Raw genomic sequence first — 3,539 nt, 5'->3', positions numbered from 1 at the left:
AACTACTTTTTAACGGAATTTATAAAAAATTCCTAAAAGTAGCAAAACTCTAAAGAGCTTCGAGAACGAAGCTTTATTAAATTATTAACATGGCATCGCCATAAGAGTAAAATCTATAGTTGTTTTTAATTGCTTCATTATAAATCTCTAAAGTTTTCTCAAGTCCAATAAAAGATGCAACAAGCATAATCAAAGTTGATTTTGGAAGGTGAAAATTTGTTAAAAGGTGGTTTACAATAATTGGTTTATTACTTGGATTTAAAAAAAGATCACACTCTCCACAAATCATATTTTTTCTTGCATAAAACTCTAAAGTTCTTGTAACTGTTGTTCCAACTGCTAAGATATTTTTTGCTTTATCTATTTTTGTTTTACAATCAATGCTTATCTCAAAATATTCACTGTGCATTGGGTGAGATAAAATATCTTCAACATCAACTGGTTTAAATGTACCAGCTCCCACATGAAGTGTAAGATAGTTTAGACCATATTTTTTTTCTAGTTCTTCTAAAAGTTCACTTGTAAAATGAAGAGAAGCTGTAGGAGCTGCTACTGCTCCATAATTTTTTGCAAAAAGTGTTTGATAATTTTTTTCATCATCTTTAGTATCTTCTCTTTGCATATATGGTGGTAGTGGAATATGACCAATTTTATTTAAAATCTCAATCAATGATATAAAATCTAATTTTTTATTATCTAAATAAAACTCTACAACTCTAGTTCCATCTTCATTCAGTTCTAATACTTTTGCTTTTAGCTTTTCATCAAAAGTTAATGTTGTTCCAATTTTAACTTTTCCTTTTATCAAAACTAAAAATCTATCCATAAAAAGTGGTTTATTTAATAGAAGTTCTATGTTAGCACCTGTAGCTTTTTTTCCAAAAACTCTAGCTTTTATAACTTTTGTATCATTTAAAAATATTGTCAAATCTTGTGGTAAAAAATCTAAAATATTTTTAAAAATTGTGTGAGTTATAGTATTGTTTGCTCTATTATAAACTAAAAGTTTTGCACTATCAGCAGGAACTGCTGGAGTTGTAGCTATTAGCTCTTGAGGAAGAGTAAAGTCATAGCTTGAAGTCTTTAAAAAATCGCTCAAACTACTCCTCTTCCTCTTCATCTTTACTTGCTGGATTAAATACTTTTGCTATATAAATTGATACTCCATATAAAAGTATTAAAGGAAGTGCCATTAAAACTTGACTTATAACATCAGGAGGAGTTAAAATAGCTGCTAAGATAAATATTAGAACAACTGCATATCTAAAGAAGTCTTTTAACATTCTATCATCAACAACTCCAATTTTTGCAAGGAAAAATGTGATAACAGGTAGTTCAAAAGCAACTCCAAAACCAATCATAAGTTTTGTAAAAAATCCAACATATTTACCAATACTTGGTAATACATTAACAACATTAGAACCAAATGCAATTAAAAAATCAAAACCAATAGGAACAACAATATAGTAAGCAAAAGATGCACCTATTAAAAACATTAAAGTTGCAAAAAATACAAAAGGAATAACAAGTTTTTTCTCATGGTCATATAATCCAGGAGCTAAAAAGAGCCATAATTGCCAAAAAATAACAGGTAGTGAAATGATAAATCCAGCAAAAAATGCAACCTTCATAGCTGTGAAAAATGTCTCTTGAATCTCAACAGCAATCATAGAAGTTCCAGTTGGAAGTGCATCTTTTACAGGAACCATCATCCACTCTAAAATAGGTTCATAAAAAGCAAAACATACAAAAAACATAGCAATAACGCTAATAGCAGATATAGTTAATCTTTTTCTTAAATCCGCAATATGTGGTTTTAAATCTTCAAACATTATTTACTATCCTCTTTTATATTTTTATCAATCTCTTTTTTTTGAAGGCTATCATCTTTTTTTGTCTCAACTTGACTCTTTTTTGTAGTCTCAAAATCATCATTTAAAATCTCATCAAGACCTAAATCAAGCTTTGATTCAACCATTAAAGAGCTTTTTGTATCTTCAATTTGAGCTTTAAATTTATTTGCTTCAGCTTTTAATTCTGATATATTTAATTCATTGTCTAAAGTTGTTTTTGCATCATTTATGCCTTTTTTAACACTATTAAACATCTTTGCTATTTTAACCATAGCTTCTGGTAGCTTATCTGGTCCTAGTGCAATAACTGCAACAATAGCAATTAAAAGAATCTCTGTCATTCCTAATCCAAACATATTTTGCTCCATAAATTTTATAAGGTATGGATTTTATCTAATTTGAGCAAAAATAATAATTAATTTAAAAGAGCATCTTTATTGCTATTATAAATTCTTAGAGTAATTTTGATAAAATTTAGCCCAAAATTTAAATAAATAGGAAGATAATGGAATTAATAGTTTTAGCAGTTGTTATTGCAATTTTATTTATTATTGGAAAAAATTATAAAACTGAAGAGTTTAAAAATATAAATTTAAATCAAAAAGAGATTTTTAGAGGTGATTTATTAAATCATGAAGCTGGTCTTTTAGTTGCACTTATGGCAAAAGTTGCAAAAGCAGATGGAAAAGTAGGAGAGCTTGAAGCTGAGATTTTAAAACACACATTTACCGATATTTCAACTCATTTTGAAAATTCACAAGAGGTAAGAGATGGCTTAAAAAAGCTTTATGATAGTGAAAAAGATAATTTTCAAAATTTAATAACTATTTGTAATAGATTATTTACTCTTACAAAACATGATTATAATAAAAGATTAAAATACCTTGAATATATGTTAAATCTTGCATTCATTGATGGTGATTTTTCAAAACAAGAGCAAGAGATAACTGAAGATATTGCACAAGCTTTAAAAATTGAGTCAAAAGATTATTTTGGTCTAATATCAAATTTTGAGAATTTTTATAAAAATAGAGCAAATGAAAAAGCACTGTCACTAGAAAAAGCTTATGAGATTTTAGAATCAAGTCCAAATGATGATGATTCAACTTTAAAGAAAAATTACAGAAATTTAGTTAAAAAATATCATCCAGATATTATTACAGGGCAGGGTGCATCACAAAATATTATAGATGAAGCTACAAAAAAACTTCAAGAGATAAATGAAGCTTATGAAATTATTAAAAAACAAAGAGGTATTTAATGGCAAAAAAATTTCCTCACTCATTTATTGTTTGTGATTGTAAGCAGGTAAGTCTTGGCGAATTAATATATGCAATAAAGGAAAAAGGTGCTAAAACACTTGAAGATTTAGAAGATTTAACAGATGCTGGAAGTTCATGTGGCTGTTGTAAAAGTAGTGAGTGTGATATAGGTGAGCAAAAAATGGAGCTATATTTGGATGAGATTTTAAAAAAGTTTAACAAAGAGTAAGAGTTGATAGATATAAAAAAAGAGTTAATAAATGAGATAAAAGAGCTTTTAAAAAGTTCAGATGATGATACTATTCAAATAAATCCTAACTATTTAAACTATTTTAGTGAAGATGAGTTAAAAGATATAGTTTTTAGATTAATTGATAAAAAAGTAGAGCAACAAAAAGGAAATCCTACTTATTTAGATGAAATT

6 protein-coding genes are annotated in these 3,539 nt (G+C 27.3%); 3 read left to right on the top strand and 3 right to left on the bottom strand.

The genetic code is table 11. The features are described 5' to 3' along the window. Positions 1-76: 76 nt before the first annotated feature. The 3 genes from queA to tatB are packed head-to-tail and all read right to left on the bottom strand — an operon-like array spanning position 77 to position 2,221. The gene (queA, locus tag WC168_RS09415; RefSeq protein ID WP_372618893.1) at positions 77-1,099 is read right to left on the bottom strand and encodes a tRNA preQ1(34) S-adenosylmethionine ribosyltransferase-isomerase QueA; all 1,023 of its coding nucleotides are present in this window, start codon (positions 1,097-1,099) and stop codon (positions 77-79) included. A 1-nt stretch (position 1,100) separates the two neighbouring features. Next, positions 1,101-1,832 (bottom strand): twin-arginine translocase subunit TatC, encoded by a 732-nt coding sequence (gene tatC / locus WC168_RS09410; RefSeq protein WP_372618891.1) that lies wholly within the window; start codon positions 1,830-1,832, stop codon positions 1,101-1,103. Continuing rightward, complete coding sequence (tatB, locus tag WC168_RS09405) at positions 1,832-2,221, bottom strand: Sec-independent protein translocase protein TatB (protein WP_372618889.1); 390 nt, start codon at positions 2,219-2,221, stop codon at positions 1,832-1,834. The genes tatC and tatB overlap by 1 nt, the downstream gene beginning before the upstream one ends. Positions 2,222-2,358: 137 nt before the next feature. Here tatB and WC168_RS09400 point away from each other — a divergent pair, with 137 nt between their 5' ends. The 3 genes from WC168_RS09400 to WC168_RS09390 all read left to right on the top strand — a co-directional run. Continuing rightward, positions 2,359-3,114, top strand: coding sequence for a DnaJ domain-containing protein (locus WC168_RS09400; RefSeq protein ID WP_372618887.1), 756 nt, complete (start codon positions 2,359-2,361; stop codon positions 3,112-3,114). Beyond that, positions 3,114-3,344, top strand: a complete 231-nt coding sequence (locus WC168_RS09395; RefSeq protein ID WP_066351214.1) for a (2Fe-2S)-binding protein — start codon at positions 3,114-3,116, stop codon at positions 3,342-3,344. The genes WC168_RS09400 and WC168_RS09395 overlap by 1 nt, the downstream gene beginning before the upstream one ends. A gap of 3 nt (positions 3,345-3,347) precedes the next feature. Then, on the top strand, positions 3,348-3,539 hold a 192-nt coding region (locus WC168_RS09390; protein WP_372618885.1), incomplete at its 3' end, for a hypothetical protein.

Source organism: Aliarcobacter sp., from assembly GCF_041672065.1.
Taxonomy (GTDB): Bacteria; Campylobacterota; Campylobacteria; order Campylobacterales; family Arcobacteraceae; genus Aliarcobacter; species Aliarcobacter skirrowii.
Note: the sequence above shows the minus strand (reverse complement) of the source record. Positions and strands in the feature narration are given on the sequence as shown.

Bases quoted from the DNA above. Each gene is read 5' to 3' on its own strand.
- tatB (WP_372618889.1), bottom strand. From the start codon at position 2,221: ATGGAGCAAAATATGTTTGGATTAGGAATGACAGAGATTCTTTTAATT.
- tatC (WP_372618891.1), bottom strand. From the start codon at position 1,832: ATGTTTGAAGATTTAAAACCACATATTGCGGATTTAAGAAAAAGATTA.
- WC168_RS09395 (WP_066351214.1), top strand. From the start codon at position 3,114: ATGGCAAAAAAATTTCCTCACTCATTTATTGTTTGTGATTGTAAGCAG.
- WC168_RS09400 (WP_372618887.1), top strand. From the start codon at position 2,359: ATGGAATTAATAGTTTTAGCAGTTGTTATTGCAATTTTATTTATTATT.